Source organism: Chitinimonas naiadis (assembly GCF_054780835.1).
The window spans coordinates 206,315-232,005 of record NZ_BAAGVO010000004.1 but is presented as its reverse complement, the minus strand read 5'-3'; the positions used below and the strand labels follow the sequence as shown (position 1 = coordinate 232,005).

At 60.4% G+C, this 25,691-nt stretch carries 21 protein-coding genes; 7 read left to right on the top strand and 14 right to left on the bottom strand.

The features are described 5' to 3' along the window. Positions 1 to 101: 101 nt before the first annotated feature. From ACYVHK_RS06990 to ACYVHK_RS06975, 4 genes are all read right to left on the bottom strand, one after another. A complete protein-coding gene (locus tag ACYVHK_RS06990) occupies positions 102 to 2,042 on the bottom strand; it encodes a PhoX family protein (protein ID WP_460529027.1) in 1,941 nt (646 codons plus the stop codon). 361 nt (positions 2,043 to 2,403) lie between these two features. Beyond that, complete coding sequence (locus ACYVHK_RS06985; RefSeq protein ID WP_460529025.1) at positions 2,404 to 2,571, bottom strand: hypothetical protein; 168 nt, start codon at positions 2,569 to 2,571, stop codon at positions 2,404 to 2,406. Between the two features lie 257 nt (positions 2,572 to 2,828). Then, a complete protein-coding gene (locus ACYVHK_RS06980) occupies positions 2,829 to 3,509 on the bottom strand; it encodes a DUF4197 domain-containing protein (RefSeq protein ID WP_460529023.1) in 681 nt (226 codons plus the stop codon). Between the two features lie 25 nt (positions 3,510 to 3,534). Further along, positions 3,535 to 3,996, bottom strand: a complete 462-nt coding sequence (locus ACYVHK_RS06975) for a methylglyoxal synthase (RefSeq protein ID WP_460529021.1) — start codon at positions 3,994 to 3,996, stop codon at positions 3,535 to 3,537. 173 nt (positions 3,997 to 4,169) lie between these two features. Here ACYVHK_RS06975 and corA point away from each other — a divergent pair, with 173 nt between their 5' ends. Beyond that, positions 4,170 to 5,141, top strand: a complete 972-nt coding sequence (gene corA, locus ACYVHK_RS06970) for a magnesium and cobalt transport protein CorA (protein WP_460529019.1) — start codon at positions 4,170 to 4,172, stop codon at positions 5,139 to 5,141. 52 nt (positions 5,142 to 5,193) lie between these two features. On the opposite strand, the gene alaS is transcribed toward corA, so the two are convergent. From alaS to msrB, 7 genes are all read right to left on the bottom strand, one after another. Continuing rightward, on the bottom strand, positions 5,194 to 7,815 hold the full coding sequence (gene alaS / locus ACYVHK_RS06965; RefSeq protein WP_460529017.1) for an alanine--tRNA ligase: 2,622 nt from the start codon (positions 7,813 to 7,815) through the stop codon (positions 5,194 to 5,196). 97 nt (positions 7,816 to 7,912) lie between these two features. After that, complete coding sequence (locus tag ACYVHK_RS06960; protein WP_460529015.1) at positions 7,913 to 10,033, bottom strand: response regulator; 2,121 nt, start codon at positions 10,031 to 10,033, stop codon at positions 7,913 to 7,915. 328 nt (positions 10,034 to 10,361) lie between these two features. After that, the gene (locus ACYVHK_RS06955; RefSeq protein ID WP_460529013.1) at positions 10,362 to 12,458 is read right to left on the bottom strand and encodes a prolyl oligopeptidase family serine peptidase; all 2,097 of its coding nucleotides are present in this window, start codon (positions 12,456 to 12,458) and stop codon (positions 10,362 to 10,364) included. 140 nt (positions 12,459 to 12,598) lie between these two features. Continuing rightward, complete coding sequence (locus ACYVHK_RS06950; RefSeq protein WP_460529011.1) at positions 12,599 to 12,976, bottom strand: VanZ family protein; 378 nt, start codon at positions 12,974 to 12,976, stop codon at positions 12,599 to 12,601. Beyond that, the gene (gene recX, locus ACYVHK_RS06945) at positions 12,969 to 13,415 is read right to left on the bottom strand and encodes a regulatory protein RecX (protein WP_460529009.1); all 447 of its coding nucleotides are present in this window, start codon (positions 13,413 to 13,415) and stop codon (positions 12,969 to 12,971) included. The genes ACYVHK_RS06950 and recX overlap by 8 nt, the downstream gene beginning before the upstream one ends. Continuing rightward, positions 13,415 to 14,410 (bottom strand): ADP-glyceromanno-heptose 6-epimerase, encoded by a 996-nt coding sequence (gene rfaD / locus ACYVHK_RS06940; protein WP_460529007.1) that lies wholly within the window; start codon positions 14,408 to 14,410, stop codon positions 13,415 to 13,417. Before rfaD ends, recX begins: the two co-directional genes overlap by 1 nt. Before the next feature lie 185 nt (positions 14,411 to 14,595). Next, positions 14,596 to 14,985 (bottom strand): peptide-methionine (R)-S-oxide reductase, encoded by a 390-nt coding sequence (msrB, locus tag ACYVHK_RS06935; RefSeq protein WP_460529005.1) that lies wholly within the window; start codon positions 14,983 to 14,985, stop codon positions 14,596 to 14,598. A 137-nt stretch (positions 14,986 to 15,122) separates the two neighbouring features. On the opposite strand from msrB, the gene ACYVHK_RS06930 reads away from it, so the two are divergent. Then, on the top strand, positions 15,123 to 15,905 hold the full coding sequence (locus ACYVHK_RS06930) for a Rossmann-fold NAD(P)-binding domain-containing protein (protein ID WP_460529003.1): 783 nt from the start codon (positions 15,123 to 15,125) through the stop codon (positions 15,903 to 15,905). A gap of 22 nt (positions 15,906 to 15,927) precedes the next feature. Further along, positions 15,928 to 16,338, top strand: coding sequence for an RNA-binding S4 domain-containing protein (locus ACYVHK_RS06925; protein WP_460529001.1), 411 nt, complete (start codon positions 15,928 to 15,930; stop codon positions 16,336 to 16,338). 47 nt (positions 16,339 to 16,385) lie between these two features. On the opposite strand, the gene ACYVHK_RS06920 is transcribed toward ACYVHK_RS06925, so the two are convergent. Beyond that, positions 16,386 to 16,790: a DUF3718 domain-containing protein gene (locus ACYVHK_RS06920; RefSeq protein WP_460528999.1), complete on the bottom strand. Its 405-nt coding sequence runs from the start codon at positions 16,788 to 16,790 to the stop codon at positions 16,386 to 16,388. A gap of 99 nt (positions 16,791 to 16,889) precedes the next feature. Further along, entirely contained in the window at positions 16,890 to 18,872 is a 1,983-nt protein-coding gene (locus ACYVHK_RS06915) for a methyl-accepting chemotaxis protein (RefSeq protein ID WP_460528997.1), read from the bottom strand. Between the two features lie 341 nt (positions 18,873 to 19,213). On the opposite strand from ACYVHK_RS06915, the gene ACYVHK_RS06910 reads away from it, so the two are divergent. Beyond that, the gene (locus ACYVHK_RS06910) at positions 19,214 to 21,733 is read left to right on the top strand and encodes an alkaline phosphatase D family protein (protein WP_460528995.1); all 2,520 of its coding nucleotides are present in this window, start codon (positions 19,214 to 19,216) and stop codon (positions 21,731 to 21,733) included. A 66-nt stretch (positions 21,734 to 21,799) separates the two neighbouring features. Here the strand turns inward: ACYVHK_RS06910 and ACYVHK_RS06905 are convergent, their stop codons facing one another. Further along, the gene (locus ACYVHK_RS06905) at positions 21,800 to 22,705 is read right to left on the bottom strand and encodes a DMT family transporter (protein WP_460528993.1); all 906 of its coding nucleotides are present in this window, start codon (positions 22,703 to 22,705) and stop codon (positions 21,800 to 21,802) included. A gap of 92 nt (positions 22,706 to 22,797) precedes the next feature. Here ACYVHK_RS06905 and ACYVHK_RS06900 point away from each other — a divergent pair, with 92 nt between their 5' ends. The 3 genes from ACYVHK_RS06900 to kdpA all read left to right on the top strand — a co-directional run bounded on the left by ACYVHK_RS06900 (position 22,798) and on the right by kdpA (position 25,690). Beyond that, positions 22,798 to 23,583 carry an AraC family transcriptional regulator gene (locus ACYVHK_RS06900; RefSeq protein WP_460528991.1) on the top strand — a complete coding sequence of 262 codons (786 nt, stop codon included), beginning with the start codon at positions 22,798 to 22,800 and terminating at the stop codon, positions 23,581 to 23,583. Between the two features lie 224 nt (positions 23,584 to 23,807). Continuing rightward, positions 23,808 to 23,906, top strand: a complete 99-nt coding sequence (gene kdpF, locus ACYVHK_RS06895) for a K(+)-transporting ATPase subunit F (protein ID WP_460528989.1) — start codon at positions 23,808 to 23,810, stop codon at positions 23,904 to 23,906. Then, complete coding sequence (gene kdpA / locus ACYVHK_RS06890; protein WP_460528987.1) at positions 23,903 to 25,690, top strand: potassium-transporting ATPase subunit KdpA; 1,788 nt, start codon at positions 23,903 to 23,905, stop codon at positions 25,688 to 25,690. Before kdpF ends, kdpA begins: the two co-directional genes overlap by 4 nt. Position 25,691 lies beyond the last annotated feature (1 nt).

The following is a 25,691-nucleotide window of genomic DNA, read 5'->3' as shown; positions in this document are numbered from 1 at the left end:
GCCAGTGTCCGATATCCCCGCCTTGGCAGGTCAACACACAAACGAAAGGCCCCCAGCCGGCGACGGCATGGGGGCCAGAGACTTCAGTAGACGCAGGGGACTTACTTGGCCGCGTTGATCGGCAAGCCGGTCAGATAACCGACAGAAGCACCGAAACGATCCTTGTAGTTGGCCCGTACCAGCGAATCCAGCGTGGGCTTGACCTTGTCATGCAGCGGGGACTCCCAGTCACCCGGGTGCTGGAAGTTGCTCATGATGTAGGTCCAGCCGTTGATCTCATCCACTGCGTGCAGACCCGTCGACTCTGCACCGGATGGTACCGACAGGATGCGCGACAACACCTTGGTATCGACGTTGTAGGCCCACAAGAAGTTGTTCACATGGCGACCACTGTCTTCACCAATGAACAGGGTGCGCAGCTTCTCCGAGAACTTAATGTTGTCCGGGTTGGCGAGCTTGTCCGGATTGGACAGGTTACCCAGCACATCGGCCGTTTTCAGGTCTTCACCGATCAGTGCGGCGGGTGCGGCCATATCGACCGGTACCCATTCGCTGTTGATGGCATTGCCAGCCAGATCCTTCTGCGCACCCTTCATATTGAGGGCATACACAGCGCCGGATGTCGGACCTTCTACCTTGATGCCACCCGAGCCATCAAGCATGCTGCTGGTGATGGAGGCCATTGCCGAGTAAGCAACCTTGTCCTTGGCGTTGACCGTCGTGCCTTCCATCTTGGTGAAGCCCATGCTCCCACCCATCAGGGCAGCGTAGCGATGGGTTTCCAGGAAGGCAGCAGCCTTCTCCATGCCAGGCTTGACGCGCACCCAGTTGAATTTGCCGGAGAACGGGATCTTGGTGTAGCTGGCATCGGCCGGATCACTGGTCTTGATGTCCATGATGTCGGCAGCCTTGAGCGTGTCGGCCAGGGCCTTGATCTCCGCGCTGGTGGCGCTGCCGAGCTTGATCCAGCTCAGGTTGCCGGCGCCAGGGCCGGTACCGGAAGTCTGCGTCCACTTGGCGACATACAAGGTACCGGAAGAGAGATCGGTTTCCTTGTCCGCAACGAACATGAACAGGCCGCCATTGGTTGCGTCGTCACCCATCAGCGCGGTGCGCTTGTCCGGCATGACCTGCACCAGCTCGTGCGAGATACGGCCCATGCAGTAATGCTTCTTGATTGAGCCCGTACCATCCGGATTCACCGTCACTTCCGGCATGTGGCCGTAGTGGTAGGGATTGGCCTTGGTAGCGTCGCCGTACAGGTTCTTGCTGAAATTGATGAACTGGGTGTTGCTGGCAATCGTGCTGGCGTCTGGCTCGTACTCTTCGCTCGAGAGGTGGGTACCCCAGGGCGAGAGGCTGGCGCCACAGGTAATCCACAGGCCGTTTACCGAAGTCGTATCGACATTATGGTACTGCACCAGGGTGAGCTTGCCGGTGGTCTGGTCCTGATCCAGCGTCAGGATGGCAATCGGGGAGGGCAGTTGGCCATAGGTCGAGGCCAGGCTCTGGTCACGGGTTGTGTATTCGAACTGCACCACGGCAAACACGGCCTTGCCCTTGATGCCAGTAACGGTCGTGGTCGGCAAGGACAGGAGCGAGGAACCATCGGGCGCGTCCGAGAAGAACTGACGCTCTTTGCCTACGACCGACTTGTCGATGATGGGCTGACCCTTGATATCGTAGTAACCGCCGGCCAGGATAGTCCCACCCTTGCCATTGGGGACCATGTCACCGGTCTGGAAGAAAGGTTCGTACTTGAGTGCGAAAGTCTGCTTGCTGCCGTCGCTGTAGGTGGCCAGCAGGCTGGAGTTGACCGTGGTCGTGGCCATCGCGGCGGCATTGTCGAGGCCAGGGGCGGCCATGGACGAAAAACTGACCGAGGTAATCGAAGGCTGGACCGGGGCAACGACAACATCGTCACCACCGCTACAGGCGGCCAGCAGGGCCGAAGCACCGCCGTAGGTGGCCAAAGGCAGCAGGGGCGCACCGGACATCAGCTTCAGCAGGCGGCGGCGGGATTCATCGGGGAAATGGGTCATTGATGCGGGCTCCATGATTGCGATCGGAAAAGAGTTGTTTATTTTTCGCCGCGCCATCCTAGTAGCCACATGTGAAAGCTTCGTGATACCTCCTTTACAGTTTGACGTGCGCAACCCATGCCTGACGCCGTCAGCCAGGTTGCAGTCCGGTTTGGGGCTCGCCCATCCTGTACGGTATGTGGATACCAACGGGACCTGACGGCAGGCTGGGGTGGATTGATACCAGCCCTGAGCGGAGCCCGGGCAATAAGATGTGCACACCCATCGATGGCAAGCAAAAGAGGCCACCATTGGTGGCCTCTTCTGAGGATATATCGCTGACCAATCCTGGCCCGGTTTGCCCGCAGAGCAGGCGCAGGGGCTAGCCTTGGCGTGAGACCGGCTCTTGTGGTGCGGAAGCCTGGACCTGACTCTTCTCCGCCTGGAACTCGGTTAGTGCCTCATGCAATTCTTCGGTCAGGAGCTCGATGCGCTCACGACGATCGACGGGAGTTTCTGACTGAAGTTGCTTGGAAGTAGTAGTGGTCATAAATCAGTGCACGCAATCAGCGCATAGGTATACGGTATTCCGTCATCGGGGAGCGCGTAGTCACGCGCCACTATTGGCAACGATGAAATTAACCGGTTGAAACAAAACAACGTCACTAGCTTGCAGCATCCAGGCGCGATTGCTACCTGACACAGGCTTGGATCAACAATATGACCACGTGCTAGTTTAGTATTGACTTATGTATAGTAGCAGAGTTACACAAGTCCTGCACGAGCGTCCGCTTGGTTTTTAACGCCTTACAGCGCACCAAAAACCTTCTGCAGCAGCTTGCTAGCCTGACCCAGCGGGTCCTTGCGAATGGCTTTTTCTTCCTCGGCAATCATCAGGTACAGACCATCCAGCGCCTTGCGGGTGACGTAGTCGTCGATATTCGCATCCTGCGCCTTGACCAGCCCCAGCTTGGCACCCTGGCCGGCATAGGCGTTGTACTTCTCCGCCAGTTTCACCTTCTGGGTCGCCTTCTGCACGATAGGCCGGAAACGGGCACCGATGGCTTCGCTGGTGGTGCGGCGGAAGTACTCGGTCGCAGCGGTATCTCCGCCAGTCAGAATGCCCTTGGCGTCCTGCAGGCTCATCTTCTTGACGGAATCAACCAGAATAGGCCTGGCTTCCTGCACCGCACTCTCGGCGGCCCGGTTCATGCTCACCACCAGTTCCTCCGCCTGCGGACCCAGGCCCAACCCCCGCAACAGCTTCTCTGCCTTCTTCAAGCCATCGGGCAGCGGGATCTTCACCCGGCTGTCACCCAGAAAACCATCGGCCTTGCCCAGTTGCCCCACGGCGACGCTGGCAGCCTGGGTCAAAGCTTCTTTTAAGCCCGCATTGGCATCCTTGGTCGCAAGCTGATCAATATCAGCGGCCAGGACCTGGGTCACAAGCAGGAGGGGTAAGGCGCAAAGGCTGAGTTGATGCAGCATGGAGATTCCTAGGGAAAGAGGGGAATCAGACCGGAACAGGCCGGGTCTGATGCGACTGGTAATCAGGAACCCGCCGCTCATAGGGTTTGTCCATCAACGAAGAGGAAATCAGGAAATCTGCCGAGGCGCGATTGCAGGCCATGGGAATATTCCAGACCACGGCCATACGCAGCAAGGCCTTGACGTCCGGGTCGTGCGGCTGGGGTTCCAGCGGGTCCCAGAAGAAGATCAGGAAGTCGATGTCCTGCTCGGCAATCGCCGCGCCGATCTGCTGGTCGCCGCCCAACGGGCCGCTATGATAGCGCGAGACCTTGATGCCCAGTTCGCGCTCCAGCAGGTTACCCGTGGTGCCGGTAGCAAACAGTTGGTGCTTGGCCAGCGAACCGCGATTGTACTTAGCCCAATCGAGCAGATTGGCCTTCATATTGTCGTGTGCGACCAGCGCGATCTTCTTGCTGGGCTGCATGAAGATATGGGTGTAATTCATGGCATTTGTCCCGGTCTTTACCGCCCTGTGTTGCAGGACTGGCTTGGTTTCGAAGATATTACCCGCCTGGCGCCCAGGTAGGGTGCTTTACTGCACTACATTGCGACACGAGACAACGGCGAGCATGGCCGGACCGACCATGCCTGGCCCAATGAAAATAATGGAGACTGACCATGTTGATTAACTGCGCCGCGTATCAGGCGGGCAAGAAGATCACCGACCTGCCCGTAGAGGCGATCAGCGATTACGTCAGCCATCCCGATTGCTTTGTCTGGGTCGCCCTCAAGGACGCGACGCCGGAAGAGCTCAATGAAATGCAGCAGGAGTTCGGCCTGCATGAGCTGGCGGTGGAGGATGCCCGCAAGGGCCACCAGCGCCCCAAGGTGGAGGAGTACGGCAACATGCTGTTCTGTGTCCTGCATGCGCTGGACATGGACGAGGCCGGAGAGCTGGAGGTGGGCGAGATTGCAATCTTCGTCGGCAGCAACTTTGTCCTGTCGGTACGCAATCACTCCCGTATCGGTTTCCTGAACGTACGCGCCCGTTGCGAGGCCGAGCCACATCTGCTGCAGCATGGCTCAGGCTTCGTCCTGTATGCGCTGATGGACGCCGTGGTGGATCGCTACTTCGAGATCATCCATCGCCTGGAGGGCGAGCTGGAAGGGATAGAGGAACGCCTGTTCTCCGCCAACAACAACGCCCGCCTCAATATCGAGGAGTTGTACGACCTCAAGCGCAAGCTGGTTACCGTCAGCCACGCTGCCGTGCCACTACTCGAGGCGATCGCCCATCTCTACGGTGGGCGCGTTCCCGGCGTATGCGTGGGCATGCAGGAATACTACCGTGACGTCTATGACCATCTGGAGCGTATCGTCAAATCGGTCGAGTCCGTGCGTGAAATGCTCAGCGCCGCCATCCAGGTCAGCCTGGCCATGATCTCGCTGGATGAATCGGCCGTGAGCAAGAAGCTTGCTGCCTATGCCGCCCTGTTTGCGGTTCCAACCATGATCGCCGGCGTCTACGGCATGAATTTCGAGCACATGCCCGAACTCAAGTTCATCTTTGGCTACCCGGTCGCGCTCGGCGCCATGGTGTTGCTGGATGTCATGCTCTGGTGGAAATTCAAGCGGGTAGGGTGGCTCTAGCAAGCACGCCCGCATAAAAGAAAAAGCCGACTTTCCAGTCGGCTTTTCTCGTTTACAGCTTGCCCTTCACCCAGTCCGCAACACCTGCCAGCGCCGCTGGCAGGCCCGAAGGGTCCGTGCCGCCAGCCATGGCCATGTCCGGACGGCCACCACCCTTGCCGCCCACCTGCTGGGCAACAAAGTTGACGAGTTCACCGGCCTTTACCTTGCCGACCAGATTCGCTGTCACGCCGGCAGCGAGCGCCACCTTGCCATCGTTGACCGAGGCCAACACGATGGCGGCGTTGCCCAGCTTGTCCTTGAGCTTGTCCAGCATCTCGCGCAAGGCATTGGCATCAGCGCCTTCCACGGTCGCGGCAAGCACCTTGGTACCCGCAATATCGACGGCCTGGTCACTCAAGCTGTCACCGGCACTGGCGGCCAGCTTACCCCTGAGCTTGGCCAGCTCCTTCTCCAGTGCCTTCTGCTCGGCATGCAGCTTTTCCAGCTTGCCGACCAGGTCACCCGGCTGGGCCTGCACCAGATGCGTCGCGGTCTTCAGCTCATGCTCCAGCCCTTGCACATAACTCAGCGCGCCTTCGCCGGTCACTGCCTCGACCCGACGGATGCCGGCAGCAACGCCACCTTCGGCAACAATCTTGAAGAAGCCGATGTCGCCGGTGCGCTGCACATGCGTACCACCGCAAAGTTCGGTCGAGAACTCACCCATCTTCAGGACGCGGACTTCGTCACCGTACTTCTCGCCAAACAGGGCCATGGCACCGGCTTTCAGGGCCTCGTCCTGCTTCATGATGCTGGCCGTTACCGCCGTATTGGCAAAGATCTCGCGATTGACCAGATGCTCGATGCGCGAGATTTCCTCGGCCGTGACAGCCTGTGTGTGGGCAAAGTCAAAGCGCGTGCGTTCGCTGTTCACGAGCGAACCCTTCTGCTGCACGTGGGTGCCCAGCACGCTACGCAGCGCGGCATGCAGCAGGTGGGTTGCCGAGTGGTTACGGGCGGTTGCAGCACGCTTGCTGGTGTCAATGCTGGCCTTGACCGCATCACCCACCGTCAACTTGCCGCTGCTGAGTTTGCCCTGGTGGCCAAACACTGCCGCCTTCACCTTCTGAGTGTCGGTCACCTCGAAGACTGCGGCAGCATTGCCGATCTGGCCGGTATCGCCGACCTGGCCGCCACCTTCGGCATAGAAGGCGGTGTTGTCGAGCACGACCACGCCTTCGTCACCCGCGGAGAGCACATTCACTGCTTCACCGTTCTTGTAGAGTGCCAGCACCTTGGCTTCGGTACCCGCCTTGTCGTAGCCCTCGAAGGTCGTATCAGCACCGCTGTATTCGACGTTGGCGGCAGCATTGAACTTGCCGGCAGCGCGGCCGCGTTCCTGCTCTTCGCCCAGTTCGCGCTCATAACCGGCGGTGTCCAGTTCCACATCGCGTTCGCGGCAGATATCGGCCGTCAGGTCGATCGGAAAGCCGTAGGTGCTGTGCAGGGCAAATGCCGTCTTGCCATCAAGCTGCTTCTTGCCGCCTTCCAGCGACTTCTCCAGCAAGGCCATGCCGTTGTCCAGCGTACGGGCGAACTGCTCTTCTTCCGAGCGCAGCGCCGCCATGATGCGGGCTTCGCCTTCCACCAGCTGCGGATAGGCTTCGCCCATCACACGGGCCAGATCGGGCACCAGCTTGTGGAAGAACAGGCCTTTCTGGCCCAGCTTGTAGCCGTGACGAACCGCACGACGCACGATACGGCGCAACACGTAGCCGCGGCCTTCGTTGGACGGCAGCACGCCATCGGCAACCAGGAAAGCACAGGCACGGATATGGTCGGCAATCACCTTCAGCGACGGGGTCTCCTGGTTGTAGGGGACGCCGGTCTCGCGAGCGGTTGCCTTCAGGAGTTCGACGAAGATGTCGGTTTCGTAGTTGGTGTGGACATGCTGCAAGACGGCCGACAGGCGTTCGAGGCCCATGCCGGTATCGACCGAGGGCTTGGGTAGCGGGTGCAGGGTACCGGTTTCGTCCCGGTTGAACTGCATGAACACATTGTTCCAGATCTCGATGTAGCGATCGCCATCCTCATCGGGCGAGCCCGGGGGGCCACCAGCGATATCGGCACCGTGGTCATAGAAGATTTCGGTACAGGGGCCGCAGGGACCAGTGTCGCCCATGGTCCAGAAGTTGTCGCTGGCGTAAGGGGCGCCCTTGTTATCGCCAATACGCACGATCTTGTCGGCCGGCACGCCGACTTCCTCGTTCCAGATCTTGAAGGCCTCGTCATCGCTGGCGTAGACCGTCACCATCAGCTTTTCCTTGGGCAGACCGAGCCACTGCGGGCTGGTCAGGAATTCCCAGGCGTAAGTGATGGCATCGCGCTTGAAATAGTCGCCAAAGCTGAAATTGCCCAGCATCTCGAAGAACGTGTGATGGCGCGCGGTATAGCCCACATTCTCGAGATCGTTGTGCTTGCCGCCGGCGCGGAGGCACTTCTGGCTGGTCGTGGCTCGGGTATAAGCGCGCTTCTCGTTACCGAGGAATACGTCCTTGAACTGCACCATGCCCGCCACGGTAAACATGATGGTCGGGTCGTTACCCGGCACCAGCGGGCTGGAAGCAACGATCTGGTGACCCTTGCTCTCGAAGAAGCTAAGGAATTTCTGGCGTATTTCAGCAGTGCGCATGACGAGGTTGATCCGTGCGGGAAGTCGGGAAATAGCCATCAATTATGCCCGAAACCGACGCACGGCGAATATCGCTGGCGAACTTGCGCGATGGTATTTACTGCCGCGCCAGTTCCGTCGGGGCGTAGGCAGGTACCCAGCGCGCCAGCATCTCGAACAACTGCTCCGGCTCGATCGGCTTACTGAGGTGGTCACTGACGCCAGCGGCAAGACAGCGCTCACGATCACCCGCCATGGCATTGGCTGTCAGAGCCACGATGGGCAAGCTGGCCAGTCCAGGCTGGGCGCGGATCAATCGCGTGGCGGTCAAGCCATCCATGACCGGCATCTGCATATCCATCAGCACGATGTCGTAACGATCGTGTGCGAGCATTTGCAGGGCAATCTCGCCGTCGCAGGCAATGCTGACCTCCATGCCGGCACGCCGTAGCAGGTGCGTGGTGATTTCCTGGTTGATCTCGTTATCCTCGACCAGCAGGGCACGCTTGCCCACGATGCCGCTGAAATCAGTGGGTCGATCGGACGGGGTGCTCTGCCTGGACTTCATGGCACCCAGGCCCAGCCGTGCGGTGAACCAGAAGGTACTGCCCTGACCCAAGGCACTCTCCACTCCCACCTCGCCGCCCATCAGCGCCGCCAGCTCCTTGGAGATGGCAAGGCCCAGTCCCGTGCCGCCGTACTTGCGTGTTGTCGTGGCATCGGCCTGCTGGAAGGACTGGAACAACAGTGTCTGCTGCTCCGGGCTCATGCCGATGCCGCTGTCCACCACTTCAAAGTGCACCAGCACCTCGCCGGCCAACTGCTCACGCAAGCTGGCGCGTACGTGAATGCCGCCCGATTCGGTGAACTTGACCGCGTTGTTGGCAAAGTTGATCAATATCTGCCCCAGGCGCATCGGGTCCCCCAGCAAGTGGGCCGGGAGGGCCGGGTCGACCTCGAAACTCAGGCGCAGGCCTTTGCTGGCGCAAGGCTCGGCTACCAGGCTGGCAATATTGTCGAGCACGCTTTGCAACGGAAACTCGGCTCGCTCCAGGCTCAGCTTGCCAGCCTCAACCTTGGAGAAGTCCAGGATGTCGTTGATGATGCCCAGGAGATGCTTGCCCGAGCGCTGGATCTTTTCGACATAGTCGCGCTGCTTGGCATTGAGTTCCGTCAGCATTGCCAGATGTGACATACCGATGATGGCATTCATCGGGGTGCGGATCTCATGGCTCATATTGGCCAGGAACAAAGACTTCATCTGCGACGCCTGCTCGGCCTGAGCCCGGGCATTTTCCAGTTCGATCTCATGGGCGAGCAAAGCACGGTTCGCCTCTGCCAGCTCCTGTGTCCGCTCTCGCACCCTTGCTTCGAGCACGGCTTCGTTGCGTTCCAGCTCGGCCAGCAGGTGGTTCTTCTCGCTGTCGCGTTCATCAATAGCTTGGCTCATTGCATTGATAGCCATCGCCAGCTTGGCCAGTTCATCCTTGCCCTGCACATTGACGCGGGTTTGGTAGTCACCCTGTGCGACCAGGTCTACCGCCTGCGCCAGCCGGGTCAGCGGTGCCGATAGCATACGGGCCAGCCAGAAAGAGCCAGCAACGCCGATCAGGAAGATCACCAGACCGATACCCAGGGACTGCTGCAGCGCCTTGTTCAGTTCGGCCTGTACATAGCTAATATCGACATCGGCCCCCACCACCACCCGGCTACCATCTGGCCGGCTGATGGCCTGGAACACCGAGCGGAAATAGCCAAACCGGTCGCGATACTCGGCGATATTGGTCCGGCCGTTATGCAAAGTGTCCAGGATGGCGGGGTGCGGAGCGATCTCGTAAAGCTGGTAATAGTGGCCGTAGTTGTTGACCTTGATTTCTTTTTCGTCGGCGGTATCCGCCAGATAGACCAGCTTGCCGTCAACTTCCGCAAACATGTACACATAACGCACGCCGGTACGCTGGCAATAGTCGTTCAACAGACGGACCAGGGCGAGGTAGCGGGCGGGATCAATGGCGTCGGAATGGGTAGCGGCCTGCAGGTAGTCCTGGCCCACCATTTTCGGTGCGGCGCTGACGCCGGCAATCAGCCGGGCATCGATGGCCTCGCGCACACTGGTCGACTTCAGATCCCAGACGTAGAGGGTATAAGCCGCTGTCGCCAGCAGGTTGATTGCCAGAAAGACCCACAGGATCTTGGTTCGTGCCGTTTGCGGCGTTAACAGGTCAAGCAATCGTTTCAAGATATGTGCCCTAAATCATCGCCACGCCTCTGGATAAAAGGCGGGTTTGATGCTGGCTGCGCTATCCCGGAATTTCCCGGTGGCGGGGCCAGATAAAAATATCCGGCGGATTATGCACCAAACCGGTGAGGCATATAGCTGCATGACAATGTGCTTATATGTCATTGTCTTAATTGGTGATTTCTCATGTTAGGCCGACATCGCCTGAAGCGGGTTCCGGCGGCGCTTGGCGGCACTTCCGTTCACTCACCATTGCAACTTGCTACCACTTCGTAAAAAACAACAATGCCCGCAAAAGCAGGCATTGTTGTTCATCAGTAACGCAGCATCAGGACTTGCCCGGCTTGAGCATCTTCCAGAGGAAGCTGTACTCGAGTGCCGTCATGTCGGCCTTTTGCCGGTTGTCGGCAGCACCAGCGTGGCCGCCTTCGATATTCTCGTAGTACCAGACATTCTTGACGCCTTCACCCTGCATCTTGGCCATCATCTTGCGCGCATGGCCCGGATGGACGCGATCATCACGGGTGGAGGTGGTGAACAGGATGTTCGGATAGTGCACACCCTTCTTCACGTTCTGGTAAGGCGAGTACTTGCGGATGAAGGCCCATTCCTTGGGATCATCCGGGTTACCGTATTCACCAACCCAGGATGCACCGGCCAGCAGCTTGTTGTAGCGCTGCATGTCCAGCAGCGGCACCTGGCAGACCACGGCGCCAAACAGATCCGGCCGCTCCGTCATCATCACGCCCATCAGCAGGCCACCGTTGCTGCCACCCATGATGCCCAACTGCTTGGGGCGGGTGACCTTGCGCTTGATCAGGTCTTCGGCCACCGAGATAAAGTCGTCATAAGCCTTCTGACGGTTCTCCTTCAATGCAGCCTGGTGCCAGCGCGGGCCAAACTCACCGCCACCGCGGATGTTGGCGATCACATAGACGCCACCCTTTTCCAGCCAGGCCTTGCCCACACCCGGGGAGTAGCGGGGCGTCATGCTGACCTGGAAGCCACCGTAGCCATAGAGCAGGGTAGGGTTCATGCCATCCAGCTTGAGGCCCTTGGGCGTGATGATGAAATAGGGCACCTTGGTGCCGTCCTTGGAGATGGATTCCCGTTGGGCAATATCAAATCCGCTGGCGTCAAAAAAGGCAGGGCGCTGCTTGAGCAGGGTGCGATTGTCACTACCGGCCTGGCCCAGGTATAGCGAGTCGGGGGTCAGGAAGTCGACGTGCGACAGGAAGTAGTCGTCCGACTCATCAGCATCGACACCGCTGACACCGAGGCTGCCAAAGGCGGGCGTAACCGCGTCACGACGGGTCCAGCTACCCTGGTCGAAGCGCCACTCGATAATCCGGCCCTTGACGTTATCCAGCACGCTCAGCACCAGGTAGTTCTTGGTGGCGGTAATGCCGCCGCGCTCCATGGCCGTCGTGGCGGTCGGTGCGAACAAGACGGTGAAGTCCCGCTTGCCTGCCTGGAAGGCCTCGAAATCGATCGCAATCAGGCTGCCCTCTGGCCACGTCTTGCCGCCGGTTTCCCAAGGCTTGCGTAGGGTGACCAATAGCTGAGGGCCGAAGAAGTTGACGTCGGCGTCTTCCGGCACGGCGATCCGGTTCAACTTGTCGCCTTCAATCAGATAGGTCTCATTGGTATAGAAGGTCACGCCACGACGGACGATCTCACGTCGGAAACCAGGGCGCTCGGAGACTGCGGCCGATACCGAAATATCGCTCTGCTTGCCTTCGTAGATGGTCTTGGCGGCAGTGAGCGGCGTACCGCGTTGCCACAGTTTGACGATACGGGCGTAGCCGGAATCGGTTTGCGAACCGGCGCCGAAATCGGTGGCGACGAAGATGGCGTCCTTGCCCTGCCAGCTCACTTCGGTCTTGGCTTCGCTCAGTGTAAAGCCATCCTTGAGGAAGGACTTGCTGGCGATATCGAACTCACGCACGACGACGGCATCGGCACCGCCGCGGGACAGTTCCAGCAGGCAACGGTCGTAGCTGGGGTAGCGGCATTCGGCGCCCTTGAACACCCAGTTCTCGCCTTCGGTCTTGGCCAGCGCATCCAGGTCCAGCACGGTTTCCCATTGCGGCTCTGCGGTCTTGAAACTGTCGAGGCTGGTCCGGCGCCATACCCCGCGCTGGTGTTCGCCATCTCGCCAGAAGTTGTAGTAGTAAGCCCCCATCTTGTTGACATAGGGAATGCGGGCCTTCGAATTCAGTATGTCCAGCACCTCGGTACGCAGCCCGTCGAACCCGGGTTGCTTCTCCAGCATGGCGCGGCTGGTGGCATTTTGTGCCTTGACCCAGTCCAGCGATTTCTGCCCGCCAACATCTTCCAGCCACTGGTAGGGATCGGCCGTCGTGGTGGCGTGCGACATCAAGCTTGCGCCAGCCAGCGCAAGCGAAAACATCAAGCTCTTCATGTTGTTCCTTGTGAGGGTAGGAAGGGCGACGGTAAGACGTCGCCAAAGCTGCGCGAGGATAATCACCCGCCCTTGGCCGGGCGAGTTTTATGCGATGGACTGTAGTATTTGCGGATAAACCGATATGACTGGCGCGCGTTTCAGCCGGTTTTGCGACTCAGCCGGGATCGTCCCCAGGCGCCCGCGGCATGGGCTGCGCCTACCCCCAACGAGGCGCCAAGCGCATTGGCAGCCATATCCAGTACGTCGAAGCTACGGTAGCTGGTCATCCCCTGCAGGTATTCGATCAGCACGCCATAAGCGGCAGCGGCCAGCAAGACCGCCAGCCACCGCTTGGGCAGCACGATTGCCCACCAGCCTGCCAGCAGCGCATAACCCGCCAGATGCTGCCACTTGTCGCCGTTATCCACATCCAGTGAGGGCGGGTTGGGCATCAGGGAGCCGTAAGCAATCACCAGGATGATGCCGATACCGACGACTACACCCCAAGGGCGAGGAACCGGGAACAGGCTAGTCATCGATGGCACCTCCCAGCACTTTCCGGATGACGTCATAGGCGAAGCCGCGCGATTGCATGAATCGCGCCTGCTTGGCGCGCTCGGCAGCATCGACGGGGAGGGCGCGGAATTTCTTTTGCCACACTTCACGCGCACGGCTCAGTTCATCGCCCTCGCTCGGCAACTGTGCCAGCGCCTCACGGATTGCCTGATCCGCCACGCCACGCTCCCTTAGCTCGTTCTCAAGCCGAAAGCGACCGAACCGTGCGGCATTGGCATCGACATACGCAACCGCAAAGCGGGCGTCGGACAGCCAGTTCCGCTCCACCAGATCATCCAGCAGGGCTTCGATCTCCTCACGGGAACTGTCTTCCGTACCGGCCAACTTGCGCCGCAGTTCGACACGGCTATGTTCGCGCTGCGAGAGCAGTTTCAGCGCCTTGTTGCGCAGGTCTGCCATCAGGCTTGCCGGTACAGCCAGTCGATATAACGGCTGATACCTTCCTCGACGCTGTAGAAGGTCTCTTCATAGCCCGCCTCGCGCAGGCGGCCGATATCGGCCTCGGTGTAGCTCTGATACTTGCCGATCAGCGCTTCAGGGAAGGGGATGTATTCGATGATGCCTTCGCTCACCAGTTGCGCCAGCGGCAGGGCAGGCTTGCCTTCATGGCGGCGGCAGGCATTGACGTTGGCGGCGGCCAGCTCATTGAAGCTCTGCGCCCGCCCCGTACCCAGGTTGAAAATGCCGGATTGTTTAGGATTGTCTAGGAAATGCAGGTTGACCCGAACCACGTCCTCAACCGAGACAAAGTCACGGCGCTGATCGCCATCGGCATAACCGTCACAGCCGGCGAACAGTTTGACCTTGCCATGCTCGCGGTACTGATGGAAGTGGTGCCAGGCCACGGAAGCCATGCGCGCCTTATGGTTCTCGCGCGGTCCGTAGACATTGAAATAACGCAGGCCGACCACCTGGGCCGTCATGTCTTCCCAGCGCCGTCTAACGATCTGGTCAAACAGGAACTTCGAGTAGCCGTAGACGTTGAGCGGGCCTTCGAACTCGCGCGCTTCCTTGAAGACCTTGCCGGCGCCGTAGACCGAGGCGCTTGAGGCATAGATAAACGGAATTTCCTCGATCTGGCAGTAATCGAGCAGGGCCAGCGAATACTGGTAGTTGTTGTCCATCATGTACTGGCCGTCCTGCTCCATCGTGTCGGAGCAGGCACCCTGGTGCAGGATCGCCTGGATATCGCCATCGAAGTCACCGGCGTCCAGCTGCTCGATGAAGTCCTCCTTGTCGATGTAGTGCGCAATCTCGCAATCGACCAGGTTCTTGAACTTATCGCCTTTCTTCAGGCTGTCGACCGCAATGATCTCGCTGATACCGCGTTCGTTCAGGGCGCGGACGATATTGGAGCCGATAAAGCCGGCTGCGCCAGTGACGACGATATACATGGTGGAATCTTTCAAATGGGATTAGCCGGATTCTAGCAAGCCTATGGCCTGCTTTTGCTCAATAGCGGCCAGCAAGTATCGAATATTTTGCCGGCTGGCTTTATCCGACCAAGGCGGCCCCGGGCCTCGCTGCAAGCGACAACGGCGGCACGAGGCCGCCGCAGTGCGATGGATGCCAGAGGCGCCTACTTGGCGTCGAGATCAATCGATGCCGAGTTCACGCAATAGCGCAGGCCGTCCGGGCCAGGACCGTCAGGGAACACATGGCCCAGGTGGGCATCGCAAACCGCGCAAAGTATCTCGGTCCGTATCATGCCGTGGCTGGTATCGCGACGCTCGTTGACCACACCTGGCAGGGCTTTCCAGAAACTGGGCCAGCCACAGCCTGCATCGAACTTGGTATCGGACACGAACAGCGGCGTGCCGCAGCCTATGCATTTGTAGGTGCCATCGGTCGTCGTATCCCAGTAGATGCCGCTGAAGGGGGGCTCGGTATGACCATGCCGGGTGACCTTGTACTGGGTCTCGGTCAGCTGGCTACGCCACTCGTCGTCGCTCTTGATGATTTTTGCCATGGGTAACTCCGCTCTATTATGGTGTTGAAGGTGGAGGAAGGATGGCCGAATTGCAAGTGCCATGCGCTAGCGCAAAGGCGATGCCAACCGGCATGCTAGACTCGCGCCCTTTGTCGAACGTCCGTCGAGAAACTGACATGCATCCCTGGCAAGACTTCCAAGCTCCCGCTGATTATCTGAAAGATCGCGTCATCCTGCTTACCGGTGCCGGGCAAGGCCTGGGTGAGTCCGCTGCCATCGCCTTTGCAGCCCATGGCGCGACGGTCGTGCTGGTGGGCCGCAACGAGAAGAAGCTGGCCAAGGTCTACGACGCGATCGAAGCGGCGGGCGGTGCTAAGCCAGCCGCCATTCCGGTCGACCTCTCGGCCATGAGCGATCAGGACTGCGTGAACCTGGCCAACCTGCTGTGGAAGGAGTTCGACCGGCTGGATGGTATTGTCCATTGCGCCAACGGGTTCAACCACCTTTCACCGCTGGTCAACCAGAAACTGGAAGAGTGGATCAGTATGTACCGCGTCAACGTCGCAGCTCCGTTTGCGATAAGCCGCGCCTGCCTGCCACTGCTCAAGCGCGCGGAAGACCCGAGCATCGTGTTTGTCGGCGAACAGCACGCTTTTGATCCCAAAGCCTACTGGGGTGGTTTTGCCACTACCCGTGCTGCGCAGGCCGCATTGGCGACGATCGCTGCAGACGAATGGGATAAGCCGCCGATGCCGCGCGTCAACCTGCTGGTGCCGGGCCCAGTCCGCAGTCCGTTCCGTACCAAGACCCATCCGGGCGAGGACATGGACGCTCTGCCGCTGCCAGTTGAGCTTCAGGCCGCCTTCCTGTGGTTGATCGGCTCGGCCAGTCGCGAGGTACGTGGCCAGACACTGCGCTTCAATCCGGCGGAAACCGGCGGATGGCCCAAATCTCAATGATGGGCATGCCTGGCACCTGCGCATGAACGCAAAGGGCACCGCAGACGACATCATCCGCCTGGACAAATGGCTATGGGCCGCCCGTTTCTTCAAGACCCGGACCCTGGCTGGCGAAGCCATTGGCGGCGGGCACGTGGAAGTGAATGGCGAACGTGCCAAGGCAGCCCGACACCCGCGAATCGGCGACGTATTGCGCATCCGGACGGCGGGTGACGAGTTTGAAGTGCAGGTCCTCGGCCTGAGCGATCGGCGCGGACCAGCCAGCGAGGCGCAGCAGCTCTACAGCGAGACCGAGGCCAGCACGGCCGCGCGTTTGTTGCGCAAGGAGAACCGTGCATTGGCGCCGGTATTCGACCACCCCGACGTGCAGGGACGCCCCACCAAGAAATGGCGGCGACAACTGCATTACTTCGAACGCAAGAACCAGGAATAAAAAAGGCCGCTCCCAGAGAGCGGCCTTTGCACGACAGACGTCGCGTTTTACATCTTCGATTGCATCAGGTCGACCACCGCCTTGATCTTGGGCTTGAGGGCAGCGTCAGCGCTGTCACCCTTCTTCTGTGCCCACTGCAGTGCGGTCATGCCATCCTTCTCGGTATCGGTAATCGCGCGCTTGCCCGCCTTGCTGATGATGAAGGTAGCGGCTTCGATCGCGCCGTTACCGGCGGCGACGCGTAGCAGGCTGCCATCGGCGCCACATCGGATGTCACCATAGGTACGACGCAGGTCCAGTTCGGCTTCATCCAGCTTGCGGCGCAGACTGCTGCGGTCGTCCACCTTCGTGTATTCGCAAAGACGGGCGACAACGCGATCCAGATCTTCTTCAGCCTGAGCCGCACCGATCAGTGCCAGTGCAAACAGCCATTGCCATGTACGTGATTTCATTTTCTTGCTCCCTGCTAAGTCGGTATTGAAAGCCCCGCCTGTCTATCGAGCTACTTCACCGATAGCCAGGCGGTCGGTTCTGGTGGATGGGGTAGGGGACTAGACCTGGAACTGCGCGACCTGCCGCTGCAATCGCTCGGCCAGCATCGACAATTCGCGGCTGGAGGAGGCCGTCTGGTTGGCGCCATGGGCGGTCTGCTCGGCGATCTCGCTGATCCCCATGACACCCTGGTGCAACTGCTGGGTCGCGTGGTTCTGCACATCGGCAGCACGGGCGATTTCGCCGCTCATGCCATCGACCTGGCGCATGCTGGACAGGATGGCGCTCAGCGCACGACCCGCCTCGCTGGCCTGGTTGACGCTGGCCGCGGTACCGGTGCGGCTTTGGCCCATGGCTTTCACGGCATCACGCACGCCATCCTGCAGGCTGGTGATGACCGAGCGGATTTCACCGGTGGATTCACGCGTACGGCTGGCCAGGGTACGGACCTCGTCGGCAACCACCGCGAAACCGCGGCCTTGCTCACCTGCACGCGCTGCTTCGATCGCTGCATTCAATGCCAGCAGGTTGGTCTGCTCGGCAATCTCGCCGATCACGGTCAGAATGCGGCCGATATCCTTGCTGTAGCCGTCGAGGCGGGTGATGACGTTGGCTGCGGATTCAATATTGTTGGCCAGGCCTTCGATGGTCTGGATATTGGCCTCCACCACCCCTTGGCCGCGCTCAGCCATTTCGCGGGCGCTACGCACTTCGCTCAGCGTACGGTCTGCGCCTTCGGCAACGGCACGCACGCTGTCGCTCATGGCGCCCATCTCGCGAACCATTTCATTGGTCTGACGCTTCTGGGTCTCGATGCCGGCGCTGGTCTGGGCGGTGATCGTGGCGCTTTGCTCGCTGGCTTCGGCCAGGCGGACCGCATCGTTTGAAATATCGACCAGCATGACACGCAGGCGATCGGTCAGCTCGTTGGTGGAGCGGGCCAGATCACCAAATTCGTCATGGCTTTGCACCGCCACGCGTTGCGTCATGTCGCCATTGGCCAGGCGCTTGAGCTGGGCCACGACGCTAGCCAGGGGGCGGCGGATGCTGTTGGTCACCCACAGTGCGACAAAGATCGCCACGGCGAGGGCGGCAAGACTCATGATCACGATGGCAGACATCGCCACGCTGCTGGTACCGCTGGCATCTTTGGTCGCCGCAGCCACACGCTCACCAGCCAGCTTGCCGGCTTCTTCCAGCTTCTTGCGGGTGCTGTCGATATGCTGGTTCAGCGAGGCCAATGCCTTGTTCGATTCCGCATCCTGCTCCAGCGAACGGATATAGGTCGGCAGCAGTGCGTCACCACCCGTCAGTACCGCCAGGTATTCGCCAAGCCGTTCATGCACATCGGCTACGGCCTTGCCATCACCCAACTGCTCAAAGCCGGCCTTGATGTCTTCGGCTTGCGGAACGATGTCCTTGGCGGCGATCTTGGCCGATTCCAGCTTGTTCTGCTGCAGGGCGGCCGTCGCGGTCAGCACCGACGACTTCACCTGCTTGCGCAGCTTGGCCAGCAAGGGCTTGTTGCTGGCTCCACCATCCAGGGCATCGGCAATCAGGCCGTCGAGTTCATCGGCGGTGTCTTCGAGCTTGCTGCGACCTTTCTTCAAGGCCGGCAGCAGTTCTGCATAGCGTTTGTGCGAGCTGAACAAGGCTTCGGCGGCCGTTTGCACGGTGGCGATATCGCTACCGAACTGCTTGGCGGTGTTTTCAAGTTCAGCATCGTTCTTGCCCAGGCCCAGCAGTTCTTCACGCAATTGCTGAATACGCTTGGACGTCGTGGCGTAGCTGGCTTCGATGCCGGCGAGCTCGGTTTGCTCGCGGATGCCATGGTAGGAATCGGCTTGGCGGCCTATTTCCAGCAGGGCGACCAATACGGACTGGCTGGTACTGCGTAGCTGGGTGGCATCGCTGACATTCGTCATGCTGCCATTGACACTGGCTTGCCCAAACAGGCCAGTCAGACCGACCGCGAGCAATAGGCCGGTTACAACAAAAAATCCAGCGGAGATCCGCTGGACGACGGTGAGTCGCGCGAACATCTGTTTCTCCCTAAAACCCAGATGTGTACTGAGGGTGCAAAACGACGAGGGCCAAGCCGCCGGGATCGCCAGCTGATGCCTAGTCGGATTACTGTGTATTAGCAATTTACGATTTAACCATGAAGGTTCTATTCCATGGTCATGAGTGCGGCATATGTCGCTTGTGCGCGACGACCGCAAGAAAAATGCAACGCTCGGCTGATAAATTGAGCACTTGATAGGTACTGTGCAGGGGTTGGCCGAAAGCTGCCCCGACGGGTCCACGACAAGTCGCAAGGGAAGCCGGGATGCCGGCGCGTCACGCCCGTGACGTCCCCAATAAATGGAGCTAAGAGACGAAGATGGATAGAAGACAGTTTTTGAAAGTGGGTGGTTTTGTTACCGCTTCAGTCGCGACCCTGGGTCTGCCCGGCTGTGGCGGCGGCGATAGCACCACGCCGAGCCAGTACGATATCCCGCCCACTACCGGTACTGGTTGGAAATTTCCACAAAGTGTTGCGTCCGGTGATCCGCAATCGGACTCCATCATGCTGTGGACCCGAGTTATCCCCAAGGCCGCAGACGATGTCGCGTCCGCGACCGGTGCCGGCAACTTCATGGTTCGCATCGTCGTGAGCGATGGCGACAACGCCGCCAAGCTGGGCAGCAACGCTGCACTGGTCGGTACGACCGTGGTGGACGCCACCCTGCCGGTCTATGGCGACTATGACCACACCATCCGCCACAAGGTCAGCGGCCTTGCTGCCGGCAAGACCTACTACTACCAGTTCATCGCGGGTGATGTCCGCTCCAATGTCGGCCGTTTCAAGACTGCGCCGGCCAAGGACGCCGACGTGGGCCAGCTCAAGTTCGCGATGCTGACCTGCCAGGACTGGAGCATCAACCACTGGGGTGCGTACAGTGATCTGGCGACGCAGGACCTCGATTTCCTGGTCCACCTTGGCGACTATGTGTACGAAACCGTCGGCGAAGCATTCCAGGTCGGTGCCGTGGAAACACGTCATGGCGCATTGACCCTGCCGGATGGCACCTACAAGAGCGGCAATAGTGGCGCCAAATACGCCACCACGCTGGCCGACTACCGCTATCTGTACAAGACCTATCGAACCGATGCCCGCCTGCAGGCCGTCCACGAGCGCTTCGCCATCGTCGCGATCTGGGACGATCATGAATTCTCGGACGACTGCTGGGGCGACGCCGAAACCTACGACAACGGTACGTACAGCAGCATTGGTGGCGACAACACCCACCAACCCGTCCGCCGTCGCAGTGCCAACCAGGCCTGGTTCGAGTACATGCCGGCCGACATCTATTTCACCACTTCGGTCACCGCCGGCATCGAGAATATCCGCATCTACCGCGACCTGCAGTTCGGCAAGCTGGCGCACCTGATCATGACCGATGAGCGCCTGTACCGCGCCGACCACATGGTGCCGGAAGCCGCTATCAACCCGGCTACGGGCCAGCAGCTTGGCAGCGTAGGTAGCCGCTACATGGTGCCGGAGACCACACTCTACGGTGCCGAGGCCCTCAAGCTCGCCGGCGCGCAGACCATCGCTTCCCCCGATCCGCTGGTATTCGTGTCCATGCTGGGCACGACGCAGCGCGCCTGGTGGAAGGACAAGATGAAGAATTCGACGGCCACCTGGAAGCTCTGGGGCAACGAAGTCTCGCTGCTGCGCATGGGCGTGGATGGCAGCAATGCCATCGCCACCTTGCTGGCGCTGCAGGCGGTGCCGACCCTGGCCACCAGCATCCAGGGTGCTTTGGCCCTGACTGGCGGCAATGTTCCGGTTGCCGGCGCCATCGTCGCAGCAGTTACCGCCGGTGCCGCGCAAGCCACCGCGGGTGCCGCCGCCACAGCCATCGCCACGGCGGCTGCAACCGGTGGCGACAAGGGCGCCGCTGCCGTTGCAGCCGGCTTGACTGCGACCCAGGCCGGCATTGCCGTGGCGACGTTCAACGCCGCCCTGGCTGCGGCCGCAGCGGGTGCAGCCACCCAGGTGGCGGCAGCGGCACAGACCATCGCCTTTGGCTATATCAAGGCCGATGTCGCCGCCAACAAGCAGAATTCACGGTTTGTGATCGCAGCCGGGCAACAGGCCGCACTGGCACCGTTCTTCACCAAGTTCCTGCTCAATGCCGACCAGTGGGATGGCTACAACGCCGAGCGCAAGGACTTGATGAAGCATCTCAAGGACAACAGCGTCAAAAACGTGGTCGCCGTGACCGGTGATATCCACTCCTTCTTTGCCGGCACGGTCAGCGACGACTACACCGCTGCCAACGGCGGCACCCCCGTCATGGTGGACCTGGTTAGCGCCGGCATCAGCTCCGACTCCTTCTTCAGCTACCTGAAGGCCGCCGTGGGGAGCTTGTCGCAGAGCCTTGCGGTGCTGGTCTTCCAGAGCATCAACGTGCCTGTGCCTGGTCTGGGGAGCATCAGCCTCAACGTCAACCTGCTCGATTACACCATGGGCAAGGCCGCACCGAGCGCCGCCACCCTGGCAGAGAGCCTGCGCGTGCAATTGCGCGGTGCGCTGGCCAAGGCCGGTTTGCCGGAGAGCCAGCTGGATGTCACGACTACCGCCGTCCTGACCGGCCTGCAGGCTGATGCGAGCTTTACCGGTCAGTTGCTGCCCTTGGCGCAACAACTGGCCAGCCTTAACAGCAACCCTTGGCTCAAGTTCATCAATACCGATGCCCAAGGTTATGCCGTGGTGACCGTGACGCCTGCCGCGTTGAGCTGCGAATTCCGTCAGGTCAACAAGCTGGTTGGTAGTGGTGCGCCGGCCACCGTGGTGGCAAAGACCACGACGGCCAAGGTGCAGAAGGATGTCGTTGCCGTCACCATCAGTTGATCCACCGACAGGCCAAAACAACAAAGCCCCGCTCAGGCGGGGCTTTGTCTTTTGCTACGGCGGGTATCAGCCGGGCTGCTTGGCACTGACCCGCCGCGGCAGGAGCAGGGCAGTCTTCCAGCGCTCGCTCAGCAAGACGCCCCCCAGCGTGAGCAGACCACCAACCAGGTGAAAGCCAGCCAGTTGCTCGTGCAATATCCAGGCAGCAATCACCGCGGTGAAAACCGGCAGCAGGTTGAAAAAGATGGCGGTCCGGCTTGGGCCAAGCTTCGCCACGCCATGCATCCAGGCGAGGGCAGCAACCATGGACGCAAGAATGCCGGCAAACAGCACGTAGGGCACGTTGGTCATGGTCAAGCCTGCCTTGGGCGAGGCGAGGTAGAGCGGCAGCAATGCCACGATGGCGACCAGTATCTGCACATACAGCATCTGCACCGCTGGCAACTTGATCTGCCACTTCTTGAGCAGCACGCTGTACAGCGCATAGGCCAGGTTGGCGATCAGCATCAGCGCGTCGCCGGTGCCGATGCCGTGGGAGAGCAGGGCGCCGAAGCTGCCGCCGGATACCACGATCAGCACCCCGGCGAACGAGACCAGGGCGCCGACCAGCGCCCCCGCCGTCAGTTGCTGACCCAGCAGCGTAATCGAGAGGGCCAGCGCCATCATGGGCATCAGCGACAGGATGATGCCCATATTGGTGGCGGTGGTCAGGTGGGCGGCGTAGTAGGCCAGGCTCTGATAGGTCGCCATGCCCAGAATGCCGAGGATGGCCAGCCGGCCCAGTTGCGGCTTGATCGCCGCCCAATTGGCCAGGACGGGCCGCAGCAGGATGGGCGTGAACAGCACGCCTGCGAGCAACCAGCGATAAAAGCCGATCTCGGCAGGGAAGATCGCGCCGGCAGCCAACTTGCTGACAATGGTATTGGCGGCCCAGATCAGGACCGCCAGCAGGGGAAACAGATATTGCGACATGACCATCTCCGATTCGATGTCGCCATTGTCTCGCTGTCTGTGAGGATTGATATAATGAATTTCGGACAATCGATCCGTGATTCCAGACGAGCATGCGCCGCAACTACCTGCAGATACCCGAATTCACCGAGCTACCGGCACCGGTGTATTTCCGCCATGACGAGTTCGGTGCCGATACCCATTCGGTCTCGCATCGACATGCCTGGGGACAGCTCAACTACGTCGCGCACGGCGTCATGCAACTCGAGATTGCCGGCCGGCGCTTCCTCTCGCCACCCCAGTACGCCGTCTGGATTCCCCCGCATGCCGAGCACAGCTGCTACAACCGTTACGCGGTGGTATACCGCTCGGTCTATCTGGCACTGGAATATTGCGATGCCCTGCCTACCGAACCCTGCACGCTGATATTGAGCCCCATCCTCAAGGCCATACTCAACGACTTTGCCGATCGCGATGTCAAAGTGCCACAGAGCGAACCGGACCGGCGTCTGGCGCAGGTACTACGCGATCAACTGGCCTTGTCGCCCATCGAGCAGCGTTACCTGCCGTTTGCAGAAACCCCGCTACTGGTCAGCGTGCTTGACGCCATGCAGGCGGCGCCAGGCGACAATCGCTCCCTGGCCGAGTGGGCCGCACAGGTCCACGCCACCGAACGGACACTGGCCCGCCACTGCCAGCGTGAACTCGGCATGAGCCTCGGCGAGTGGCGGCAGCGGCTGCGCTTTCTCAAGGCTATCGACGCGTTGGAGTCTGGCGCCTCGATCCAGACCATCGCCTTCGACCTCGGCTACAGCACGGCATCTGCATTCATTGCCATGTTCCAGCGCCTGTCGGGCACCACGCCCGAGCAATACCGCCGTCTCGCCACGCATCCTTGAAGGGCGGCTACCCGCCGGGTAGCGATCTTTACGCCATCTTTACACCCCGCCTTCCAATCGCGACACCGTCTTTGTGTCGTGCTCCCTAGCATTCAGGCTGTCTTCATCCACGTCTAAAAAAGGGAGTCCACCCGTGGAAATGCTGGTTCTGATCCTGATGCTGGTCTTCACCCTCGCCATGCTGGCGCTGGTGAGCGGCTGCCGCAAGTTGGAGGGCAAACCTCATGAACGCTGAGCTGCTTTATTGGCTGACCGGGGCCGTGACCGTTGGCCTCTTCGTCTATCTGTTCTATGCACTGATCAAGGCGGAGGACGTCGCATGAACACCTCTCCCTATATCCAGATGGGTCTTTTCCTGATCGTCCTGTTCGCTCTGGCCTGGCCGCTGGGGCGCTACCTGACGGCGGTCATGGATGGGCGGCTCAGCAAGCGTTTCGGTTTGCTCGCCGGTCTTGAGCGCGGCATCTGCAAGCTGATGGGCGTCAAGGAAGACGAAGACATGGCCTGGTGGTGCTATGCGCTGGGTCTGATCCTGTTCAATGTCATCGGTCTGCTGGCGGTCTATGCCGTGCAGCGCCTGCAGGGCAGCCTTCCGCTCAACCCCGCCGGCATGGCCAATGTCGAAGCCGGTTCAGCCTTCAATACCGCCATCTCCTTCGTGACCAATACCAACTGGCAAGGTTACGTGGGTGAGGCGACCATGAGCTACCTCACCCAGATGACGGTGCTGGCGGTGCAGAACTTCCTGTCCGCCGCGACCGGCATTGCCGTGGTCACCGCGCTGATCCGGGGTTTCTCGCGCCGCTCGGCTGCTGGTGTCGGCAACGCCTGGCTGGATATTGGTCGCGCTACCGGCTACGTGTTGTTGCCGCTGTCGTTCTTCTTTGCGCTGTTTCTGGTCGGCCAGGGCGTGATCCAGAACTTCAACGCATATACCGACGTGAAACTGGTCGAGCCGGTCTCCTACCAGATCGCCAAGAATGATGCTGCAGGCCAGCCGATACTCGACGCCGCGGGCAAGCCGGTCATGGAGGATGTCCGGTCTGACACCCAGACATTGCCCATGGGACCGGTTGCTTCGCAGGAAGCCATCAAGATGCTGGGCACCAATGGCGGTGGTTTCTTCAACGTCAATTCGGCCCACCCCTATGAGAACCCGACCGGGCTCAGCAACTTTGCCCAGATGCTGAGCATCTTCCTGATTCCGACCGCACTGTGCTTCATGCTTGGCGCCATGGTCGGCGACATGCGGCAAGGGGTTGCCGTATTGGGCGCGATGACCGTGATCTTCGTCATCATGTTCGCCGCCGTGCAGTGGTCCGAAGCACAAGCCAACCCCTTGATCACCCAACTGGGTGTGGATGGCATGGCCGGCAACCTCGAGGGCAAGGAAACCCGCTTCGGCATCGTCGCCTCGACCCTGTTCGTCACCATCACGACAGCCGCGAGCTGCGGTGCGGTTAATACTATGCACGACAGCCTGCTGCCACTTGGCGGCCTGGTACCGACCTGGCTGATGCAGCTCGGTGAAGTGGTATTCGGCGGCGTGGGCTCAGGCCTCTACGGCATGCTCGTCTTCGCCATCCTGGCGGTCTTCCTGGCCGGCCTGATGATCGGTCGCACGCCGGAATACCTGGGCAAGAAGATCGAGAGCTTCGAGATGAAGATGGTGTCCATCGCCATCCTGATCACGCCCTTGCTGGTACTGGGTGGTACGGCGGTTGGGGTACTGCATCCCGCAGCGCTCTCCAGCCTCTACAACCCGGGTGCCCACGGATTCACCGAAGCCTTGTACGCCTTCAGTTCGGCGGCCAACAACAATGGCTCGGCCTTCGCCGGTATCTCCGCCAATACGCCGTTCTACAACATCGCACTGGCCATCGCCATGTGGCTCGGACGCTTCGTACCGATGATCGCCGTACTGGCCATCGCCGGCAGCCTGGCCCGCAAGCCGCGCCTCTCGGTATCGGCCGGCACCATGCCTACCCACGGTCCCCTGTTCGTCATCCTGCTGATCGGCACGGTGATGATCGTCGGTGCCTTGACCTACATCCCCGCGCTGGCGCTGGGCCCCGTGGTCGAGCATTTGCAACTGTTTTCCCGCTGAG